Origin of the sequence: Umezawaea tangerina (assembly GCF_003002815.1) — a bacterium.
Lineage (GTDB): Bacteria > Actinomycetota > Actinomycetes > Mycobacteriales > Pseudonocardiaceae > Umezawaea > Umezawaea tangerina.
In genome coordinates, this window is the sequence record NZ_PVTF01000018.1 from 116,014 (window position 1) to 136,789 (window position 20,776).

17 protein-coding genes are annotated in these 20,776 nt (G+C 71.8%); 12 read left to right on the top strand and 5 right to left on the bottom strand.

Annotated features, from left to right (window positions below; genetic code table 11):
• Positions 1 to 34 precede the first annotated feature (34 nt).
• Both CLV43_RS41520 and CLV43_RS41525 read left to right on the top strand, forming a co-directional pair.
• Positions 35 to 1,315 carry a phytase gene (locus tag CLV43_RS41520; protein WP_106195616.1) on the top strand — a complete coding sequence of 427 codons (1,281 nt, stop codon included), beginning with the start codon at positions 35 to 37 and terminating at the stop codon, positions 1,313 to 1,315.
• A 203-nt stretch (positions 1,316 to 1,518) separates the two neighbouring features.
• Positions 1,519 to 2,145 carry an LPXTG cell wall anchor domain-containing protein gene (locus CLV43_RS41525; protein ID WP_146175115.1) on the top strand — a complete coding sequence of 209 codons (627 nt, stop codon included), beginning with the start codon at positions 1,519 to 1,521 and terminating at the stop codon, positions 2,143 to 2,145.
• A gap of 128 nt (positions 2,146 to 2,273) precedes the next feature.
• On the opposite strand, the gene CLV43_RS41530 is transcribed toward CLV43_RS41525, so the two are convergent.
• Positions 2,274 to 3,068, bottom strand: a complete 795-nt coding sequence (locus CLV43_RS41530) for a mechanosensitive ion channel family protein (RefSeq protein ID WP_106195619.1) — start codon at positions 3,066 to 3,068, stop codon at positions 2,274 to 2,276.
• 201 nt (positions 3,069 to 3,269) lie between these two features.
• On the bottom strand, positions 3,270 to 4,781 hold the full coding sequence (locus tag CLV43_RS41535; protein WP_245887416.1) for an alpha/beta fold hydrolase: 1,512 nt from the start codon (positions 4,779 to 4,781) through the stop codon (positions 3,270 to 3,272).
• Between the two features lie 135 nt (positions 4,782 to 4,916).
• Here CLV43_RS41535 and CLV43_RS41540 point away from each other — a divergent pair, with 135 nt between their 5' ends.
• From CLV43_RS41540 to CLV43_RS41560, 5 genes are all read left to right on the top strand, one after another.
• Positions 4,917 to 6,119, top strand: coding sequence for a PucR family transcriptional regulator (locus CLV43_RS41540; protein ID WP_106195623.1), 1,203 nt, complete (start codon positions 4,917 to 4,919; stop codon positions 6,117 to 6,119).
• Positions 6,120 to 6,323: 204 nt separating this feature from the next.
• Complete coding sequence (locus CLV43_RS41545) at positions 6,324 to 7,253, top strand: ACP S-malonyltransferase (RefSeq protein ID WP_106195625.1); 930 nt, start codon at positions 6,324 to 6,326, stop codon at positions 7,251 to 7,253.
• Complete coding sequence (locus tag CLV43_RS41550) at positions 7,250 to 8,227, top strand: beta-ketoacyl-ACP synthase III (RefSeq protein ID WP_106195627.1); 978 nt, start codon at positions 7,250 to 7,252, stop codon at positions 8,225 to 8,227. Before CLV43_RS41545 ends, CLV43_RS41550 begins: the two co-directional genes overlap by 4 nt.
• 76 nt (positions 8,228 to 8,303) lie before the next feature.
• Positions 8,304 to 8,543: an acyl carrier protein gene (locus tag CLV43_RS41555; RefSeq protein ID WP_106195628.1), complete on the top strand. Its 240-nt coding sequence runs from the start codon at positions 8,304 to 8,306 to the stop codon at positions 8,541 to 8,543.
• Positions 8,540 to 9,775, top strand: a complete 1,236-nt coding sequence (locus tag CLV43_RS41560) for a beta-ketoacyl-[acyl-carrier-protein] synthase family protein (RefSeq protein WP_106195630.1) — start codon at positions 8,540 to 8,542, stop codon at positions 9,773 to 9,775. The genes CLV43_RS41555 and CLV43_RS41560 overlap by 4 nt, the downstream gene beginning before the upstream one ends.
• 627 nt (positions 9,776 to 10,402) lie before the next feature.
• On the opposite strand, the gene CLV43_RS41565 is transcribed toward CLV43_RS41560, so the two are convergent.
• Positions 10,403 to 11,005, bottom strand: coding sequence for a hypothetical protein (locus tag CLV43_RS41565; RefSeq protein ID WP_106195632.1), 603 nt, complete (start codon positions 11,003 to 11,005; stop codon positions 10,403 to 10,405).
• Between the two features lie 702 nt (positions 11,006 to 11,707).
• Here CLV43_RS41565 and lanKC point away from each other — a divergent pair.
• The 4 genes from lanKC (at position 11,708) to CLV43_RS41585 (ending at position 18,058) form a co-directional block, all read left to right on the top strand.
• A complete protein-coding gene (lanKC, locus tag CLV43_RS41570; RefSeq protein WP_106195634.1) occupies positions 11,708 to 14,257 on the top strand; it encodes a class III lanthionine synthetase LanKC in 2,550 nt (849 codons plus the stop codon).
• A gap of 67 nt (positions 14,258 to 14,324) precedes the next feature.
• On the top strand, positions 14,325 to 14,480 hold the full coding sequence (locus CLV43_RS41575; RefSeq protein WP_106195636.1) for a SapB/AmfS family lanthipeptide: 156 nt from the start codon (positions 14,325 to 14,327) through the stop codon (positions 14,478 to 14,480).
• A gap of 154 nt (positions 14,481 to 14,634) precedes the next feature.
• Complete coding sequence (locus CLV43_RS41580) at positions 14,635 to 16,260, top strand: ABC transporter ATP-binding protein (protein WP_106195638.1); 1,626 nt, start codon at positions 14,635 to 14,637, stop codon at positions 16,258 to 16,260.
• Positions 16,261 to 16,336: 76 nt separating this feature from the next.
• The gene (locus CLV43_RS41585; protein ID WP_106195639.1) at positions 16,337 to 18,058 is read left to right on the top strand and encodes an ABC transporter ATP-binding protein; all 1,722 of its coding nucleotides are present in this window, start codon (positions 16,337 to 16,339) and stop codon (positions 18,056 to 18,058) included.
• 99 nt (positions 18,059 to 18,157) lie between these two features.
• Here CLV43_RS41585 and CLV43_RS41590 read toward each other — a convergent pair whose 3' ends face one another.
• The gene (locus CLV43_RS41590) at positions 18,158 to 18,661 is read right to left on the bottom strand and encodes a DUF3145 domain-containing protein (protein ID WP_106195641.1); all 504 of its coding nucleotides are present in this window, start codon (positions 18,659 to 18,661) and stop codon (positions 18,158 to 18,160) included.
• 434 nt (positions 18,662 to 19,095) lie between these two features.
• Here CLV43_RS41590 and CLV43_RS41595 point away from each other — a divergent pair, with 434 nt between their 5' ends.
• Positions 19,096 to 20,379, top strand: a complete 1,284-nt coding sequence (locus CLV43_RS41595) for a hypothetical protein (protein ID WP_106195643.1) — start codon at positions 19,096 to 19,098, stop codon at positions 20,377 to 20,379.
• Positions 20,380 to 20,386: 7 nt separating this feature from the next.
• On the opposite strand, the gene CLV43_RS41600 is transcribed toward CLV43_RS41595, so the two are convergent.
• Positions 20,387 to 20,770, bottom strand: coding sequence for a hypothetical protein (locus CLV43_RS41600; RefSeq protein ID WP_106195645.1), 384 nt, complete (start codon positions 20,768 to 20,770; stop codon positions 20,387 to 20,389).
• Between the last annotated feature and the right edge of the window lie 6 nt (positions 20,771 to 20,776).

Consider the following 20,776-nt stretch of genomic DNA (forward strand, 5'->3'; position numbering starts at 1 on the left):
TCGGCGGTTCACCTCGCCCCGCTGGCTTCCGGCCATGGTCACCACCTCGCGAGCCCTGTTCGCCGTCCCCCTCCTGCTGCTGGTGCCGGCGCCACCCGCCGACGCGGCGGCTCCGGAGGTCGTCGTCCCGGTCGCGCAGACCCGCGCCTTCGTCGACGACCCGTCCGGCACCCCGGCGAACGCCGACGCAGACGACCCCGCCGTCTGGGTGCACCCGACGCGGCCGGAGCGCACGGTCGTGCTCGGCACCCTCAAGGAGGGCGGGCTGGCCGCGTTCGACCTCCGAGGTCGCACCCTGGACACCTACCCGGCGCCCGCCGCGCCCGCGCCGGGGGCGAAACCGGGGCGGTACAACAACGTCGACGTGCTCGGCGGCGTCCGGGTCGGCGGTCGGGTGCGGGACCTGGCGTTCGTGAGCGACCGGGGCCGCGACCGGATCCGGGTGTACGAGGTCGACGGCCGCGGCTCGGCGGCGGGCTCGCGGGTGCTCGCCGACGTGACGGACCCCGGCGCGCGGCCGGTGTTCTCCGCCTCCGAGGCGGAGGTGGACGACCAGCGCAACGCCTACGGGCTGGCGGCGGGCGTCGACCGGCGCACCGGCGCACCGCTGGTCCTGGCCAGCCGCCGCGGCGAGAGCCGGATCGCGCTGCTGCGCGTCGTGCCCGGCCCCGCCGGGTCGGTGGGCAACGAGGTCGTGTCCACTGTGGACCTGCCGACGGGTTTCGTCATGCCGGACGGCTCGACGTGGACCCCGTGCGAGGACCCCGGCGACCGGCCGCAGGCCGAGGGGATGGTGGTCGACTCCCTCCACGGCGTCGCGTACGCGGCGCAGGAGGACGTCGGGATCTGGCGGATCCCGGTCCGCGCCGACGGTTTCGGGTCCCCCGAACTGATGGACGAGGTTCGCTCTTTCGGGGCACCCCAACGGTATGACGAGGCGGCCGAGGAATGCGTCACGGACGGGCCGGACCCCGGTTTCGGCGGCAGGTGGCTGAGCGCGGACGCCGAGGGCCTGACGATCGCGGAGGGCCCGGACGGCGGCGGCGAGCTGGTCGCCTCCAGCCAGGGCGACTCGCGGTTCGTGCGCTACGAGCGCACCGGGCGGCACCGCGTGCTGGGCGACTTCGTCGTGGGCGCGGGCCGCGGGCTGGACCCGGTGGAGCACTCCGACGGCGCGCAGGTCGTCACGGCCGATCTCGGCCGCGGCTTCCGCGAGGGCATGCTGGTGCTCCACGACGGCGAGCGCGAGCCCACGGCGGGCGACCTGGCGACGACCGGTTTCCCCTACGTCCGCTGGGGCGAGGTCATCCGCTGATGGACACGGGTGATCTTGGGCGGGCTTTTACCCGAACGGGTGCCTACATGTCGGATTCCGGCCTACCCGTGATCAGAGCGTTGCCAAACAGCGACCTTTGAATCTACGGACGTTGCTACGGTCCCCTGCGGTGTCACCCACAAGGGTGACTTGTTTGCATTTCGCGTTGCGTGACTTCGCAAGAAACCAGAGCGGGAGACCACATGCCAGGCAGAGTTCTCGGTGCGATCACGGTGACCGCGACGGCTGGTCTGACCTTGTTGGCACTGGCGATCCCGGCTTCCGCGCACACGCCCACCTCGAAGGCCGAGTGCGTCGCGGACAAGGCCGTGGTGAGCGTGAAACTCGCGTCCTACGCCCGCAACGGCAACACCGTCGTGGTCAAGGACGGCGAGACCGAACTGGTCAACACCTCGTTCGGCGACAACTACGAGAAGTCCTGGACGCGTGCCGGCGACGTCGCCCACACCTTCACCATCGCCGTGAAGGCCTCGGACGGCAACCAGTACAACTACTCCAAGACGCTCAAGGTCGAGGCGTGCGTGAAGCCCACCGCGCCGAGCACGACCACGACCGTCTCGAAGCCCAGCACGCCGGCGGAGAGCACCCCGCCGTCCACCGAGGTGACCACCAGCACGACGGAGTCGTCCTCGGAGACCGTGCCCGTGACGTCCACCACCCCGGTCGGGAGCGGTGGCGGTGAGGGTGAGGCCACTCCGCCGCTGGCCTCCACCGGTGCTTCGCCCGGCTGGCTGCTGCTGTCGGGCCTCGGCCTCGTCGGCGCGGGTGCCGCGGCGCTGGTCGTGGTGCGCCGCAAGCGCGCCGCCTAGTTCCACCGCACGACCCCGTCAGGGCGTCCCCGCACTCGCGGGGACGCCCTGACGGCTTTCCTGTGCGCACAACGCCACGAGGGCCGTCCCCCGCGAAGCGGGACGGCCCTCGTGGCATCGCCGGGGAGCTACTCGCCGGGCGTGATGGGCATGCCCGCGGGCGGCGTCGGGGCGTCCGACGCCATCTGCTGCGCGGTCGCGTGGCGACGCGCGCCCGCCGAGACCGGCTCCTGCGAGCGGCGCGGCGCGGGGGCGGTGCGGGCCGCCTCGTCCTGCACGCGGGTCAGCCAGCCCTCCCAGCGCTGCTGCATGGGGCGGACCAGGCCGCCGCCGACGCCGATGATGACGACACCGGCCACCGTGGCGAGCACGGCGATCAGCACCGGCATGGTCACCGAGACGGCGATGCCGAGCTGGTTGAGGGCCGCGATGACGCCCAGCGCCATGATGAAGCCGTAGGCAGCCGTGCCGAGCATCCGGGTGTACGAACGGCCGCCCAGGGCGCCGGTCACCAGGCCGCGGACGGCCTTGCCGATCGCCGAGGCGACGAGCACCAGCACCAGCGCGACCACGATGCGCGGCAGGTAGGCGATCACGTCGTTGAGCAGCTCGCTCACCGCGTTGCCGGTGCCGAACACGCCGAACGCCATCTGCAGCGCGATCAGCAGCACGAAGTAGTAGACGAGCTTGACGATGAGACCGGACGCGTCCACGGGCGACTGCGCCGTCATCGCGCCGAGGCCGGACCTCTCGACCAGGCGGTCGAAGCCGACGCGCTTCAGCAGGAAGCCGACCGCCTTCGACAGCGCCTTGGCGATGAACCAACCGACCACCATGACGAGCGCGAAGCCGAGCAGCTTCGGCACGAACGTGGCGATCATGGCCCAGGCCTGTCCAAGACCTTCGGTGATCTGGGAACCCACGACGCCCTCCTAACTTTCTTCGTAGCTTGTCGACTGACCGGGAAATGGTTTCCCGAACGTTGACCACCCGGCAATTCGGCGCACGAGCACGAAAGGGTGACCGATTGGCGTTTCCCGCGGACTCCGTTCACAGTGGACGGACCGGTGGGGACCGGGGAGAGGGAACCGCCCGGCGCAGCAGCTCGCGCCGGGCGGTTTTCGTCAACGGGCCAGTCGCTCGGCGAGCCCCGCGGTGTCCAGGAAGGAGCCGGCCGGGCGGGTCGACGGCCGCGCCGGGTCGGGCCGGGGGTCGCCGGGGCAGGTCGAGGAGCTCGGCGGCAGCACCCCGTCGACCAGGTAGTGGTCGACCACCGCGTCCACGCAGGCGTTGCCGCTGTTGTAGACGCCGTGCTTGCCCTCGTCCAGCACGGTGAGCAGGTTGTCGCCCAGCCTGCTCGCCATCGCGGGCCCGCCCTCGTACTGGGTCTGCGTGTCGCCCTCGGCCTGCACGACCAGGCCCACCGGGTAGCCGTCGCGCTTGAGCGGGACCATCGGTCCGGGCGGGGTGAACGAGCGGAAGGTGCACGCGGTCGGGGCGGCGCGCAGCACGCCGAAGCCGTAGGGGTAGCGGTCGCGGAACACCCGCATGTCCTCGTAGTAGGTCTCCAGGTCGCGCGGCCAGTCGGCCTCGCAGGTGATCGTGGTGAAGACGCCGGACTTGAGCTCCCCCTTGGCGGAGGCGGCGAACCTGGCGCTCTGCTCGGCGGCGGCCTGCGGCGTGGTGCCCGCGCCGCCGTTCAGCCCGCCGACCACACCCGCCAGGTCGGTCCACAGTGGACGGTAGCGGGAGCCGACGCCCACGGCGGCGTCGAACTCGCTGCGGGTGTGCGCGCCGACCGGGTCGAGCGCCAGCCTCGCCGACGTCCGCTCGATGGTGGCCAGCACCTCGGGGCCGCTGCGGCCGAGCCCGAACACGTCGTCGTGCTCCGCGGCCCACTCCGACCACAGCTCGACGTTGCGCCGGGTGGCGACGGCCTGCCCCTTGGCCTGCTGGCGCCACAGCCACTCCGGGTGCACCGAGGAGTCCAGGACGCTGCGGTCGAGCCGGTAGGGGAACAGCGACCCGTACACGGCGCCGAGGTAGGTGCCGTAGGAGTAGCCGAGGTAGCTGATCCGGGGCTCGCCGAGCACCTCGCGGATCACGTCCAGGTCCCGCGCTGTGTTGGCGGTGTTGACGAACCGCCGGATGCCGCCCGCCGAGGCCTGGCACGCGTCCTCGGCGGCCCGCGCCTCCGCCGTCCACTTCGCGAACTCCGAGTCCGGCGGCCGCGAGTCGGTCGTGGTGATCTCCGGCACCGCCCGGCAGGTGAGCGCGGTCGAGCCGCCGACGCCCCGCGGATCGAACCCGATCAGGTCATAGGACTTGGCCAGCGCGGTCGTGGAGAGGAAGGCGGGCATCCGCAGTCCGGACCCTCCGGGACCGCCGGGGTTGGCCACCAGGACACCGCGCCGCAGCTCGGTCGCCTTGCGCCTGCTGACCGCGAGCGAGATCCGGTCGAGGCCGGGGTCGGCGTAGTCCAGCGGCACGACGACCGAGGCGCACTCCAGGTCGCCCTGGCACGGCGCCCAGGTGAGCGTCTGGTTGTGGAACTCCGCCAACGGGTCCGGCGGTGTTGTCCGGGCCGACACCGCCGGCGACGAGGTCGCGAGGACCACGAGCACCGCAAGACCCACTGGGACAAGCCTTCGCAAGACCGGACCTCCCGTTGATGAGCGCACCGGTAGGAAGGTAGGGCGCCGCGCCCCGGTCCGAGCGCTTCTGTCACCCGTTGCGGTGATCTCCTGACCGGACGTGCGATCGTTGTCGGTATGACCAGCTCAGCCGGTGCTGAGGGGCAGCAGGCCTGGCCCGAGCTGTCCCGCACGACGTTGCGCGACCTCGAACGCGCGTCGGGCGACCTGGCCGCGTCCAGCGTGTCGGAGATGGAGCGCAGGCTGCCGTGGTTCCGGCGGATGCCCGCCGACCAGCGCGCGAGCGTGCTGCTGCTCATCCAGAACGGGGTCGCCGGGTTCGTGTCCTGGCTGGACGACCCGCGCCAGGCCATCCGGCTGACCGCGGAGGCGTTCCGGTCCGCGCCCAAGGACATCTCGCGCTGGGTCAGCCTGCGGCAGACCGTGGAGCTGGTGCGGATCGCGCTGGAGCTCTTCGAGCAGCAGCTGCCCAGGCTCGCGGCCGACGACGCCGAACGGGCGCGGCTCACCGAGGGCGTGCTGCGCTACGGGCGCGAGATCGCCTTCTCCGCGGCCACGTCGTACGCGGCCGCCGCCGAGGCGCGCGGCGCGTGGGACGCCCGGCTGGAGGCCCTCGTCGTCGACGGGATCGTGCGCGGGGACGCCGAGGAGTCGCTGCTGTCCCGCGCGGCCGCGCTCGGCTGGGACCCGGCCGCGGAGGCGACCGTGCTGGTCGGCAACCCGCCGTCGGACGACCCGCCCGCGGTCGTCTACGAGGTGCGCAGCCGGGCCGCGCGCAGCGCCCGGCCGGTGCTGCTGAGCGTGCAGGGCTCGCGGTTGGTCGTGGTGCTGGGCGGCGAGACCGACGACGGCGACGTGCTGGGCAAGATCGCCGAGGCGTTCGGCGACGGCGCGGTGGTCGCCGGGCCGACGGTGGCCAGCCTCGCCGAGGCGCACCGCAGCGCCAGCGACGCGCTGTCCGGGCTGCGCGCGGTCGTCGGCTGGCCCACCGCGCCCAGGCCCGTGCGGTCGCTCGACCTGCTGCCGGAACGGGCGCTCGCGGGCGACCCGGAGGCCGAGTGGCAGCTCGTCGACCGGATCGCCAGGCCGCTGGAGGAGGCCAGCGGGTCGCTGCTGGAGACCGTGGACACGTTCCTGGAGGTCGGCGGGGTCCTGGAGACGTGCGCGCGGAAGCTGTTCGTGCACCCGAACACCGTGCGCTACCGGCTGCGCCGGGTCACCGAGCTCACCGGGCGCAACGCCCACGACGCGCGCGACGCCCTCGTGCTGCGGATCGCGCTGTCGGTCGGGCGGCTGGCGAAGGCGCGCGGTCTGTGGTGATGTGCCGCCGAATGTCGCTTTGCGCCCGTCGGATGTGACCGACACCGCACCGGTTGGTGGGTGACACAGGTCGCTCTGTACAACACGTGCTGACGTTCTTCGGACATGTCGCGGCAATTTTTGTGGAAACCCTACAACTACGCACCCTGGACTTCGTCGACAACGGCATCACTGCGGACGCCCGCGACCGTGTTCAGTTGCACTGTGATCGCACTCCTCGCCCCCGGACAGGGTTCGCAGACTCCCGGCATGCTCGCCCCGTGGCTCGAGCTCGACGGGGCGCGGCAGCGGGTCGACGCCTGGGCCGAGGCCACGGGCCTGGACCTGGTCCGCCTGGGCACGACCGCCGAGGCCGAGGAGATCAAGGACACCTCGATCACCCAGCCGCTCGTCGTGGCGCTGGCGCTGCTCGCGTTCGAGGAGCTGCGCCGGCGGGTCGAGCTGCCGTCGGACACCATCATCGGCGGGCACTCCGTCGGCGAGCTGGCCGCCGCCGCGATGGCCGGTGTGCTCAGCGCCGACGACGCCGTGGCGCTGGCCGCCGTGCGCGGGGCCGAGATGGCCGCCGCGTGCGCGCTGCACCCGACCGGCATGGCCGCCGTGCTCGGCGGCGACGAGGCCGAGGTGCTGGCCCGCCTCGCCGAGCTGGAGCTCACGCCCGCCAACCGCAACGGCGCGGGCCAGATCGTCGCCGCGGGCCCGCTGGACGCGCTCGACAAGCTGGTCGAGTCGCCCCCCGGCACCGCGAAGATCCGCAAGCTGCAGGTCGCGGGCGCGTTCCACACCGCCTTCATGGCCCCGGCCGAGGAAGCGCTGCGCACCCGCGCGGCGGACGTCGTCGCGAACGACCCCGCCCTGCCGCTGCTCTCCAACGCCGATGGCACGATCGTCACCGACGGCGCGGACGTGCTGCGCCGGTTGATCTCCCAGGTGACCCGCCCCGTGCGGTGGGACACCTGCCAGGCCACCCTGGCCGGGCACGCCGTGCACGCGGTCGTCGAACTGCCTCCCGCGGGCGCGCTGACGGGTCTGGCCAAGCGAGAGTTGAAGGGCACCCCCACCTTGGCTTTGAAGACTCCGGAGCACCTCGACAAGGTCGCCGAGCTCCTGGCCACCGCGGAGGCCGGTCGATGACCTCCATCAAGCTCCCGGCGGCGCTGTCCGGGACGCGCATCCTCGGCATCGGGAGCTACCAGCCCGAGACGATCGTCACCAACCACGACCTCGCGAAGGTCATGGAGACGTCGGACGAGTGGATCCGCGACCGCGTAGGCATCGTGAGCCGCCGGTTCGCGGGCAAGGACGAGAAGCTGACCGACATGGCCGTGGAGGCGGGCGCGAAGGCGATCGCCGACTCCGGCCTCACCCCCGGCGACGTCGACGCCGTGATCGTCGCGACCTGCACCATGCCGTCGCCGATCCCGAACGCCGCGGCGCAGGTCGCCGAGCGCATCGGCGTGACCGCCGCGCCCGCGTTCGACGTGAACGCCGCGTGCGCCGGCTTCTGCTACGCCCTGGCGACCGCGTCGGACATGGTCCGCTCGGGCAGCTCCCGCAACGTGCTGGTGATCGGCGCCGAGAAGCTCACCGACTGGGTGGACCCGACGGACCGCTCCACCGCGATCATCTTCGCCGACGCGGCGGGCGCCGTCGTGGTCGGTCCCGGCGACGAGCCGAGCATCGGCCCGGTCGCCTGGGGCAGCGCGGGCGAGCTGGCGGACACCATCGCCATCGCCGACCGCAACTCCTCGATCCACCAGGAGGGCCAGGCGGTCTTCCGCTGGGCGACCACCCAGATCGCCCCCGTGGCGATCCGCGCGGTCGAGCTGGCGGGCGTCGAGCTGTCCGACGTGGACGTGTTCGTGCCGCACCAGGCGAACCTGCGGATCGTCGAGGCGATCGCGAAGCGGTTGCGCAGCAAGGGTGCGCGTGAGGACATGGTCATCGCGCGTGACATCGTGGAGTCCGGCAACACGTCCTCCGCCTCGATCCCGATGGCGCTCGACCACATGCGGGCGGCAGGCGAGATCTCCAGCGGGGACGTGGTGCTGCTCATGGGCTTCGGAGCGGGCCTGTCCTACGCGGGACAGGTCGTCCGGTGTCCGTGAGCGGACCACCCATCAGTGCCCCGGCGGGACGGGACTGCCGTCCCCGCCGTCCACAGCAAGAAGGAAGGGACTTTCAGTGAGCAACGAGGACATCCAGAAGGGGCTTGCCGAGATCGTCGAAGAGGTCGCCGGTGTCGCAGCCGACGACGTGACGGTCGAGAAGTCCTTTGTGGACGACCTGGACATCGACTCGCTGTCCATGGTGGAGATCGCCGTGCAGGCCGAGGACAAGTTCGGCGTGAAGATCCCGGACGACGAGCTGGCCAACCTCAAGACCGTGGGCGATGCGGTGACCTACATCGCTAGCAAGGCATGACCACAAATCACGACGTCGTCGTCACCGGGCTGGGTGCAACCACCCCGCTCGGTGGCGATGTCGCCACCACCTGGGACGCGCTGCTCGCCGGTCGCAGCGGCGTGTCGACCAACAACATGGACTGGGTCGAGCGCTTCGACCTGCCGGTGCGGATCGCCGCGCAGCTCGCGGTCGACCCCACCGAGGTGCTTCCCAGGGTCGAGGCCCGCAGGCTGGACCGCAGCGAGCAGGTGGCGATGATCGCCGCCCGCGAAGCGTGGAAGGACGCGGGCCACAGCGACGACACCGTCGACAAGGACCGCCTGGCGGTCATCGTCGGCACCGGCATCGGCGGCGCCATGACGCTGCTGAACCAGGACGACCTGCTCGAGGAGCACGGCCTGCGCAAGGTCTCGCCCCTCACCGTGCCGATGCTGATGCCGAACGGCCCGGCCGCGCACGTGGGCCTGGAGTTCAAGGCCCGCGCCGGGGTGCACGCCCCGGTGTCGGCCTGCGCGTCGGGCGCCGAGGCGCTCGCGTGGGCGTGGCGGATGATCCGCACCGGTGAGGCCGACGTCGTGGTGGCCGGAGGCGCGGAAGCGTGCATCTGCGCCATCCCGGTGGCCGGGTTCTCGCAGGCGCGCACGATGAGCACCCGCAACGACGAGCCGGAGAAGGCCTCGCGGCCCTTCGACACCGGCCGCGACGGGTTCGTCCTCGGCGAAGGCGCCGGGATCATGGTGCTGGAGCGCGCGGACTTCGCCGCCGCCCGCGGCGCCAAGGTCTACGGACGGCTCGCCGGCATCGGCACCAGCTCCGACGGCTACCACATCACCGCCCCCGACCCCGAGGGCACCGGACAGGCACGGGCGATCAGCGCGGCCCTGCGGACCGCGGGCCTCGACCCGAGCGACGTCGGCCACGTCAACTGCCACGCCACGTCCACCCCGGTGGGCGACGTCGCGGAGACGGTCGCCATCCGCAAGGCCATCGGCGACCACCCGGTGCTGAACGCCCCCAAGGGCGCGCTCGGCCACCTGCTGGGCGCGGCCGGGGCCGTGGAGGGGATCGTCACGCTGCTGTCGATCAGGGACGGCGTGATCCCGCAGACGCTGAACCTGGACAACCTGGATCCGGCGGTGGAGCTGGACGTGGTGGCGGGAGAGCCCCGGAAGGTGAAGCTGGAGGCGGCGGTGAACGACGCTTTCGGGTTCGGTGGTCACAACGTGGCGTTGGCGTTCACGCCTGCGTAGGTGGGTTGGGTTTTGGGTTTGAGTTTCGGGTAGTGCGGTCCGGGAGCCCGGTCGTGCGCTGGTCTGTTCTTGGGGTGCGTCGGGTGGCGTGGTCCGGGGGTGGGGTGGCGTGGGGCCGGGTTTTTGGTGTTCTGGGGGTGCCGCTGTGGGCTCGCCCGGTATGGGTGGCTCGGTGGGGCTCACCCGGTGTCGCTACCGCGGACTCCGGGGTATCGCTACAGCTGTCTCCGGGTGCGGTCGGCTTGACTTGGGGCCCCTTTTTTGGGCTTCGTCGGGCGAAAAAGGGCAGGTGGTAGAGCCTGCCCGCCGACCAATTTTAAGCCCAAAAACCCCAAGTCAAGCCGACCGCACGAGCGGACGAGCATGCTCGCTTCCAGCGTCGTCGGGGGCTTGTGGGTTGGTCCAGCGTCGCTGGTAGGGCGGCTTATCGCTTCCAGCATTTGTTGGGTGGGTTGCTCGCTTCCAGCGTCGTCAGGTAGCTGGCTCGCTGCTTCCAGCGTCGTTGGGTGGATTGTGTGCGGCTTCCGCGCTCCACCCCTCCGCGCTCCACCCCTCCGCGCTCCACCCCTCCGCGCTCCACCCCTCCGCGCTCCACCCCTCCGCCTTCCCCCTTCGCGCCGTGGCCTGTCAGCAGGCTTCGAACTGGGGGGTGTAGCCCTCGGGGCCGGTGTCTACGCGGAGGCTGTCGTCTTCGTTGCGCAAGGGGTAGACGACGTGCCAGCGGATGCAGTCCTCGGGGAGTTCGACGGGGGCCTTGGTGGGGTCTTGGACGCTGATGAAGCTGATCATGACGCGCAGGCGGTCGGTCGAGGCGGCTTCGATGCGTTGGACCATGACGGTGCCGTCGGTGGTGGAGTCGTAGTCGCGTTGCCACTTGGCCTCGGTGAAGGGACGGCTGAAGTCCTTGGTGACGACGGTGCGCCAGGTCTGGAAGTCGCGGGAGTTGATGGCGTCGAAGTAGCGCTGGAGCACCTCCTTGACGCGGGTGCCGTCGGGGTGGAACGAGGCGTCGACGCTGAGGGTGACGGCGGGGTCGCCGGGCTGGTTGGAGCGCGGGACGGAGCTCGACGTGGAGCTGGTGGACGGGGCGGTGCCGGAGGCGCCGGGACTCGCGGGGCGCTGGTAGAGGTCGCGGGCGAGGAAGCCGCCCGCGACGGACGCGGCGGCCACCAGGACAGCGGTCGGCAGGACCCAGCGGGCGCGGGGGCGCCGGTGCTCGTCGGTCGTCACGTTTCGAGCGTGCCACAACCAGCAGGTGCACCGGGAACCGGCTGTGCGCTACCGGGTGACACGGATGAGACTTTTATTCCACTCGAACGTGTGACGAATGTGCACAATTGTTCTGCGATTATCGCGTGAGGAATCCTCATAACAACCGATCGGGGGACATTGATAATCCTATCGTGGCCATCGACAGGGTCGATGGCGTGACAAGTTCCCACGTTCGCGAGTTGCAGAGTGCGACATCGATCAGGAGTCGAACAGAACAGGCCGGCAGAGCGACCTGGGGAAATGCGGTTCCGTACCGCTGAATGGACAAACCCGGTGCGGCGGAAGGCCCCATTCGCGCGGTTGCCCCACCTGTCCGATGAGCACGCAGGGTGATGACCCCCAAAACGCGGGTCGTCATTCGAACGAGAAGCGGAAATACCGCTGGTAGAGCGGGGTACGGCTTTGTGAACTGACTAGTTCCGTTTAGTTGGGGCCGCCGTCGTTACGGGAGCGTTACACCCTGACAAACATCGCGATCGGGTGAATTCATTCGACAATGGTCGACAGCGCGTCGTAAATGCGAGGGTAGGTCACTGAATTCGGCCCCTCCAACGGTCCAAGACGCGTCGCCCGACTGGCGGATTGGATTCACTGTGCCAACTGTGCGGAAATATGCCGGTCCCGATAACGAGTTGGGAACATCCAAGGGAGGGAATTCCGGTGGATCTCCGCTATGAGGCTTACTGCTTCGCGGATCGTCACTTCTACGACGTCCAGAGCCATGCGGAAACCTCCGTCGACGATTTCTCCCGCGAGCTCCCCGAGCTCCCCGACGGCTGGTCGCAGGGCGAGAAGAACATCTGGCGGCACCTGCACCCCAAGGGTGCGGTGCTGGCGAAGCAGGGCTGGAAGATCCACGTGTCGGCGACGGTGGCGAACGCGGGTCGCGTCCTCAAGGCGACCTACGACTACTGCGTCGAGCACCGGATCTCCTTCAAGTACCTGCGCACCCAGTCGATCGTGCTGGCCCGCAACTCGAAGTACGCCCCCCGCGAGGCCAGCGGCAAGCTGGTCGCGATCTACCCGGCCGACGAGGTCGAGCTGGAGCGGATCCTGGTCGAGCTGTCCGAGCTGCTCGACGGCGAGGATGGCGCGTACATCCTCAGCGACCTCCGCTACGGCGCCGGTCCGCTCTACGTGCGCTACGGCGGGTTCGTCGAGCAGTGGCTGGAGCGGGACGGCAAGCAGGTGCTGGCGATCGAGGGCCCGGACGGCGAGCTCGTGCCGGACCAGCGCAAGCCGAACTTCTGGGTCCCCGAGTGGGTCGAGCTGCCCGCGTTCCTGGTGCCGCACCTGGCCGCCCGCAACGGCGGCGACCCGGACGAGTTCCCCTACGACGTGGTGCGCTCGCTGCACTTCTCCAACGGCGGCGGCGTGTACCTGGCGACCCGCAAGGCCGACGGCGCCGAGGTGGTGCTGAAGGAGGCCCGGCCGCACGCCGGGCTGGACCGCGACAACACCGACGCCGTGGTCCGGCTCGACCGCGAGTTCAAGATCCTGACCAGGCTGGACGGGATCCCCGGCGTGCCCCAGGTGTACGACCGCTTCACCGTGTGGGAGCACCACTTCCTGGCCATGGAGTACATGCCGGGCAGGCCGCTCGGGCAGTGGCTGGGCATGCACTACCCGTTGACGCACAACGGGGTCGGCGACGAGCGGATCACCGAGTACACGGCCCGCGCGCTCGCCGTGGTGGACCGGGTCGAGGCCACGGTCGAGGCGCTGCACCAGCGCGGTGTGGTCTTCGCCGACCTGCACTCCCTCAACATCCTGCTCGACGACGACGACAGCATGTCGCTGATCGACTTCGAGCTCTCCTTCCACCTCGACGCCCCCCGCAGGCCCACGCTCGGCGCGCCCGGCTTCCAGGCGCCGCCCGACCGCGAGGGCTTCGAGATCGACGAGTACCCGCTGGCCGCGCTGCGGCTGTGGCTGTTCCTGCCGCTCAACGAGGTGCTGGAGCTGGCACCGTCCCGGCTGCGGTCGCACCTCGACTTCATCCGGCGCCGGTTCGGCCTGTCCGAGGAGTACTGCGCTCGGATCGAGCGCGTCCTCACCCCCCGCGGCGAGGTGCCGCCCGCACCGGCCAGGACGTCGCTCGACGAGCGCGACCCGGACTGGCGTGCGGTGTGCCGGGACATCACGACCGCGATCCTGGCCAGCGCGACCCCGGAGCGGACCGACCGGCTGTTCCCCGGCGACATCGAGCAGTTCGAGGTCGGCGGCGCGTGCTTCGCCTACGGCGCGGCGGGTGTGCTGCACGCGCTGCACGTCAGCGGGCAGGGCCGGTTCCCCGAGTACGAGCAGTGGCTCCAGGACTCGGTGCGGCGCGACCCGCCGAAGCAGCCCGGTTTCTTCACCGGCGCGCACGGCATCGCCTACGTGCTGGAGGAGTTCGGCCACCAGGAGCTGGCGACCGACCTGGTCACCGAGTACGCGAAGACGCTGCCCGGCACGGTGGACCACGGGCTCGGCAGCGGGCTGTCGGGCGTGGGCCTCAACCTGCTGCACTTCGCGGACGTCCGGGAGGACGACGACTTCCTCGGCCAGGCCATCGGGATCGCCGACCGGCTGGGCTTGGAGCTCCAGCTCGCCGAGGGGCCCGGTCCCAAGGCGAAGGCCGGTCTGCTGCACGGCTGGTCGGGCCCGGCGCTGCTGTTCCTGCGGCTGTTCGAGCACAGCGGCGACCGCGGCTGGCTCGACCTGGCCGGGCAGGCGCTGGACCGCGACCTCGCGGAGTGCATGGTCGCCCTCGACGGCTCGACGCAGGTTCGCGACGGCGGTTACCGCACGCTGCCCTACGTCGAGGTCGGCGGCGCGGGCATCGCGCTGGTGCTCAACCAGTACGCCCGGCACGCACCCGACGCCGAGAGCGTCACCCGACTTCCCGACCTGCTGCGCGGCGCCGCGGGCGAGTTCGTGATCCACCCCGGCCTGGTGCTCGGCCGGATGGGTCTGCTCGCGACGTTGGCGCAGGCCGTGCGGCGACAGCCCGACCCGGTGTTCGAGCAGGCGATGCGACGACACCTGGCCGCGCTCGCGTGGCACGCCGTCCCCTACCGGGACGGGTTGGCGTTCCCCGGCATGCAGCTGCGGCGGCTGTCGATGGACCTCAACACCGGCGGTGCCGGTGTGCTGCTGGCGCTGGCCTCCGTGATGGACGGGGACGCCTCGGTGCTCCCGTTCCTCGGAGCCGCGCCCACCCCATAGACCCCCGGTCCCGAGTGGCCGGTGGAGCAGTAAACCCCGAGAAGTTCGCTGAATGAGGAGCAAGACAATGGGATTCATCCTCGACATGCAGGAGCTCGAGACCCCCGAGGCCCCGTCCAACGCCATGGCAAGCGGCCACGGCGGCGGCGGCAGCACGACGGCCTCCAGCGCGAGCCTGCTGCTGCCGTGCAGCCACTCCTCCGCGAGCCTGGTCCTCTGCTAGGTCTTCCCGCAGAGGTCGGGTGAGCGGCACAAGCGAAGTGTGCCGCTCACCCGGTGACACAAGGGTCCGACGGCAGCGACCGACCACGAATCGGTGCGGCTGCCGTCGGGCCCTTCTCCCATGATGCGCCCACCTCTCACCGGAGGGAACAGCGATGGCCCAACCGGGCGACGCGCTGCTGGTCGAAGCGGCCGACCACGACCGCCGTTGGCTGCTCCTCGTGCTCAACGCCGCGCTGGCCACGACCGCCGGGCTGGTGCTGCCCGCGGCGCTGGCGAACACCGTCGACATGGCGCTGGCGGGCAGGCTGGACCCCACGACCGTGCTGTGGCTGGTGTCGTTGGTGTCCGTGGAGGTCGTGGGCGACGCGATCGGCGTCGTCCTGGCCGCGGCGATCACCGCCAGGGTCACCGCCTGGCTGCGCCACCGGGTGTCCGCCCACCTGCTCGGGCTCGGCCACCCGTCCCCGTTCGCGGCGGGCGACGCGGTCAGCCGGGTGACCGGCGACTCCGCCATCGCGGGCGGCATCTCGGTGATCCTGATCGTGCTGGTCGTGACGGTCGTCAGCTCGGTCGGCGCGGTGGTCGCGCTGGCGCTGATGGACTGGCGGCTGGCCGCGGTGTTCCTGCTCAGCGTGCCGCTGGCGATGCTGCTGGTGCGCACCCACATGCGGCTCACCGCCGACGACGTGGCCACCTACCAGAACGTGTCGGGCGAGCTGTCCGCCCGGCTGCTCGACGCCGTGTCGGGCCTGCGCACGATCGCCGTGTCCGGCACCGCCGAGCAGGAGTCGCGCCGGGTGCTGCGGCCGCTGCCGACGCTCGCCGCGGCGGGCATCGGGATGTGGCGCACCCAGGCGAAGATGATCTGGCGGGCCGGGCTGCTGCTGCCCGCCGTGGAGCTGGCCGTGCTGACCGCCGCGGGTTTCGGCGTCGTCGCCGGTCGGCTGACCATCGGCGACCTGCTGGCGACGCTGGGGTACGTGGCGCTGGGCATGGGCGTGGTCGGCCAGCTGCCCGCGCTGACGACGTTCGCCAGGACCCGCGCGAGCGCGACCCGGCTGGTCGAGGTGCTCGACACCCCGCTCCCCCGCCGCGACGCGCCACCCGCCCCGGCGTCCGCGGGCGACCTGGAGCTGCACAACGTGACGGTCGAGGGCGCGCTGCGCGACGTGCACCTGCGGATCCCCGCGGGCACGTTCGTCGCGGTCGTCGGCCGGTCCGGCGCGGGGAAGTCCGCGCTGGCGGCCGTGATCGGCGGACTGTCCACTCCGGACACCGGTGAGGTGCGCCGCGACGGCGAGGTCGGCTACGCCTTCGAACGGCCCGCGCTGCTCGGCGCGACCGTCGGCGAGTCGATCCGCTACGGCGCCGACGCGGGCAAGCGGCGGGTGCGCGCGGCGTGCGTGGCCGCGCAGGTCCACGACGTGGTGGTGCGGCTGCCCCAGGGCTACGACACGCCCATGGCCGACACGCCGCTGTCCGGTGGTGAGGCGCAGCGCCTCGGCCTCGCGAGGGCCCTCGCGCGCGACCCCGACGTCCTCGTGCTCGACGACGCCACCGCCAGCCTGGACATGGTCACCGAGGCCTCCGTGGACAAGGCGATCGAGGCCGCCCTACCCGGTCGCACCAAGGTCGTCGTCACGCACCGCGCCGCCACCGCCCGCCGCGCCGACCTCGTGGTGTGGCTGGTGGACGGCGAGGTGCGCGCCACCGGTCCGCACGAGGCGCTGTGGCTTGACCCCGACTACCGGGCCGTGTTCACCGGGGGCGACGTCTGATGCACGCGTTCTCCGACAAAGGACTGTTGATCGAAGGATTGCTGGTTCGGGCCTACCGCCCCGGAGGCTGGATCTGATGGACGTGCTGCGGCTGTACTTCGGAGCGCTGGCCGGACAACGGCGGGGTGTGCTGGTCCTGCTCGGCTGGTCGGTGCTGGAGGGCGTGCCCGCCTTCCTGTCCGGACGGCTCGTGTCGCTGGCGGTCGACCGCGGGTTCGCCGTCGGGCAGCCGCTGGTCGGTGTCGGGTGGCTGCTGGTGTTCGCCGCCGTCGCGGTGCTCGGCGGGTTCGGGCTGCGCCAGGTGTTCCGGCACCTCGGCGCGGTGATCGAGCCGATGCGGGACGCGCTGGTGGGCGTGGTCGTGCGGGGTGTCCTGCACGACGGCGCGACGCACCGGCGGCAGCCCGACGCGAGCGCCGTCGCGCGGATCACCCGGCACGTCGAGGTGGTGCGCGACGCCACCGCGGGTGTGCTGGTGCAGGCCCGCGCGCTGCTGGTCACGACGACCGCGGCGCTGGTCGGGCTGGTGACCACGGTGGCGGACCTGGCGTGGCTGGTGGTGTCGCCGGTCGTGCTCGCGCTGGTGCTGTTCGGGCTCCTGCTGCCCTCGCTGGCCCGGCGGCAGCGCGAGCAGGTGATGTCCGACGAGCGGAGCGCGGAGGTCGCGGGCACGGTGCTCGTCGGCATCCGCGACGTCGTCGCCTGCGGTGCCGAGCAGGAGGCGGGCGACGAGGTGTCGGCCGCGATCGACCGGCAGGCGGACGCGTCCGTGCGGGTCGCGTGGGCGAACTCCCTGCGCGGGCTGGTGATCGCGGTCGGCGGGTTCGCGCCGTTGGCGCTGCTGGTGGTGGCCGCACCGGCGAAGGTGGCGTCCGGGCAGCTCACGGCCGGTGCGGTGCTGGGTGCCGTGGTGTACCTGAGCACCAGCGTGCAGCCCGCGCTGCGGCGGCTGGCCGACACCACGAGCACGGTGGTGCTGCGGTTGATGGTCGCGCTGCGCAGGCTCTCCGAAGCAGCGCCCGCCCCCGCTCCCCCGGCGGGTGACGAGGTGCCGACCGGGAACGCGGTGTCGCTGCGCGGGGTGACGTTCGGCTGGGGTGAGCACGCCGAGCCGGTCGTGCGCGACCTCGACCTGGACCTCGCGCCGGGCGACCACCTGGCCGTGGTGGGTCCGAGCGGGATCGGGAAGTCCACGCTGGCGGGCCTGCTGACCGGGCTGATGGCCCCGCGCGAGGGCACCGCGGCGCTGGGCGGGGTGCCCGTGCACCTGGTGCGGCCCGCGGTGCGGCACCGGCGGATCGCGTTGATCCCCCAGGAGACCTACCTTTTCACCGGGACCGTGCGGGAGAACCTCGCGCTGTTCACGCCGGACGCGACGGACGCCGAGCTGCTGGCGGCGGTCGACGCGGTGGGCGCGACCGACCTCGTCGCCGGGCTGGGCGGGCTGGACGGCGCCCTCGGCCACGCGGGCTCGGGGATGTCGGCGGGCGAGGCGCAGCTGCTCGCGGTGGCTCGGGTGTTCGCGTGCCCGGCCGAGATCGTGATCCTGGACGAGGCGACCTCGCACCTCGACCCGACGGCCGAGGCGAAAGTGGAACGGGCGTTCGCCGAACGCGGCGGCGTTCTCGTCGTGATCGCGCACCGGCTGTCCTCGGCGCTGCGGGCGAAGCGGGTGCTCGTGATGGACGGCGGTCCGGCGCTGGTGGGCGAGCACACCGATCTGGTCCGGACTTCACCCGCTTACGCGGAACTCATGCAGGCGTGGCTTCCGGCCGAAAGTGCGCGGCCTTCGTATTAGCGCCGCTAATTCCGAGGGGTGCTCATAAAATTCTCACGAACGCTCGACGGACGGGAACCCCCGCGATTCCACAATGCGGGGGCACCCGTCCGCGAAGTCTCAGCCGACACGGTGCAGCCACGTCACCGGCGCGCCGTCACCGGCACGGCGGAATGGCTCCAGCGCGTCATCCCACGCGGCGCCGAGCAGTTCGTCCACGCCGTGTGCGAAGGACTCGCCACCGCGGCTGCGCAAGGCGAGCGCGCGGAGCTGGTCCTCGGACACCATGATGTCGCCGTTGGCACTGGTCCTCGCGTGCCACAGGCCTAGCACGGGGGCAAAGCAAAAGCGCTCGCCGTCCACGCCGTCGCTCGGATCCTCCGTCACCTCGAATCGGAGCATCGGCCACGCCCGCAACGCGGACACGAGTTTACTGCCCGTCCCGACGTCGCCGGTCCAAGCGCATTCGGCGCGCAACTGCCCCGGCGCCGCGGGCTGTGCCGCCCACCGGAGGTCCACTCGCTCACCGAGGGTGCCCGAGATAGCCCACTCGACGTGCGGACAGACCGCAGACGGCGACGAGTGGACGTAGACCACGCCACTGGTGCTGCCACGGGTGCTCACAGCTGACCTCCGCTACTCGACGAGGGACGTCTTCCCCTACGACCTGTCGAAACGGACGATCAAGCGAATTCCCGCTGCGGCCATTCTGCCTGCTGTCGCAGCTGTCCGCCAGAAGAACCAGCGCGATCACCACCCTGGCGGCCCAGATACAGGACTTTTGACCCTAAAGTGCGTGCAGACGGCCCAAATCATGAACCGCTCGGGCAAAACCCGAGATCTCCGCGTGATCTTCGCGTGATCATCCGGCGACCGCGCCGCCGCGCCCCCTCCGGGCAGGTGCTTCACACGGACGGTAGTGCTTGCGCCCCAAGGAGTAGCGACTGCCGAGGCGCGCGCCGGTGACGACCGACACGGCGGTGGCGCGCCGCGAGCCTGGCGATCGGTCCGGTCCCAGCGCGACTACCGTGTCGCACCGTGTGGATGAGGGTGATCACGTGCGGTTGATCCGGCTGGGGGCGTCACCGTCGGACGTCGGCAAGGACGTGCGCGCGGCCCTGACCACCTGGGGTGTGGGGGACCACGTGCTCGGCGGCGTCGCGCTGCTGGGCGTCCAGCCCCCGGACAGCCCCCGTGCGGTCGAGGCCGTCGTGGTGCTGCCGCGCGGTGTCGTGGTCGTCGTGGGGGTGGACCTGCCCGACCCGGCGGTGCGGCTGGAGGCGCCGCTGACCGGGAAGTGGAAGATCGACGGCTGGCCGCTGAACCGGCCCGACGGCGAGGTGAGCCCGGCCGCCGAGGCGCTGGAGGCCGCGCTCGCGGTGGGCGCCCGGATCCAGGCGATGCGCGCCGAGCCGCTGCCGGTCACCACGGTCGTCGCGGTCGGGCCGTACGTCGGCCACGTGGACCAGCCGACCGCGGACCTCAACCGGGGCGTGCGGGTGCTGCACCCCAAGCCGACCTCGCTGCTGGCCGCCGTGCGCGAGCTCGCCACCGGCGACCGGCCGTGCTCGGTGGAGCACGCGGCGAGGCTGCTGGCCGTGCTCTCCCCCAGCGGCGGTCCGCCCTCGACGCGGGACCTGCTCGCCGAGGGGTTCGCCGACGAGATCGCCGTGGACCTGTCGTCGGCGCAGACGATGCTGCTGCCGAAGGTGCCCGCCAGGGGCTCGGCGGCGACGACCGCGGTCAAGGGGACCGTCGCCCGGCTGCCCAAGGCGGTGCCCTACCTCGCGGCCGGGCTGCTGTGCCTGCTGGTCGTCGTCGGGATCGTGGTGGCGTCGAACTCCGGCGGGGCACCGCAGACCGCGCCCGCGGTCACCTCGGAGTCCATGCCGACCACGGTGGTCGTGGACGGCGCGAACTTCACCCCGCGGGGCACCGGCCGCGACACCGACTGCGCCGGGCACGCCTTCGGCGACGTCCAGGCCTGGCTGGCCGCGCACCCGTGCACCGCGCTGCACCGCGCGCAGTACGAGACGGCGGCGGGCGATCGGCACATCGCGGTGGCCGTCGCCGAGATCGCGCTCGCCGACGTGCCCAGCGCGCAAGAGCTGCACACCGTCGCGGCCGCCGCGGGCTCCGGCGGCGTCACCACGCTCCTCAAGGACGGCAAGGCGTGGCCGGGCGGCCCCAGGTCGTTCGACCGGTCCGCCTTCGCCAGCACCACCAAGGGGACGCAGGTGCGGCTGGCCCAGGCCGTGTGGCTGGACGGCGACTCCTCGGCGACCGACGCCGACCTCGTCGCCGCGGCCGAGCGCGCACTGCGCTTGCCCACCGGGCAATGACGTCCGGTCAGCGCAGGTGCGGGTTCTCGTCCACCTTCACCAGACCCACGGCGACGAGCCCGAACACCGCGTGCAGCACCAGGACCACACCGGCGAACGTGCCGAGGCGTTCGGTGCCCGGCTGCCCGTGCAGCGCGCCGCAGGCGAACAGCCAGCCGAACAGCGCGACGAGCAGGCCGAGCACCAGCAGCGCTCTGGGCACCAGCGCCAACGCCAGCAGGGCGTCCTTGCCCACGCGCCGCAACGTGAGCAGGACGACCGGCAGCACGAGGACCGCCGGGACGTACACCGCCATCGCCGAGGGCGGCGCCGCGTGGCGAAACGTCGCCGCGAGGACGAACGCGCACCAGAGCGACGCCGCTGTCGCGGTGACGACGACGCCCCTGGTCACGTCCTC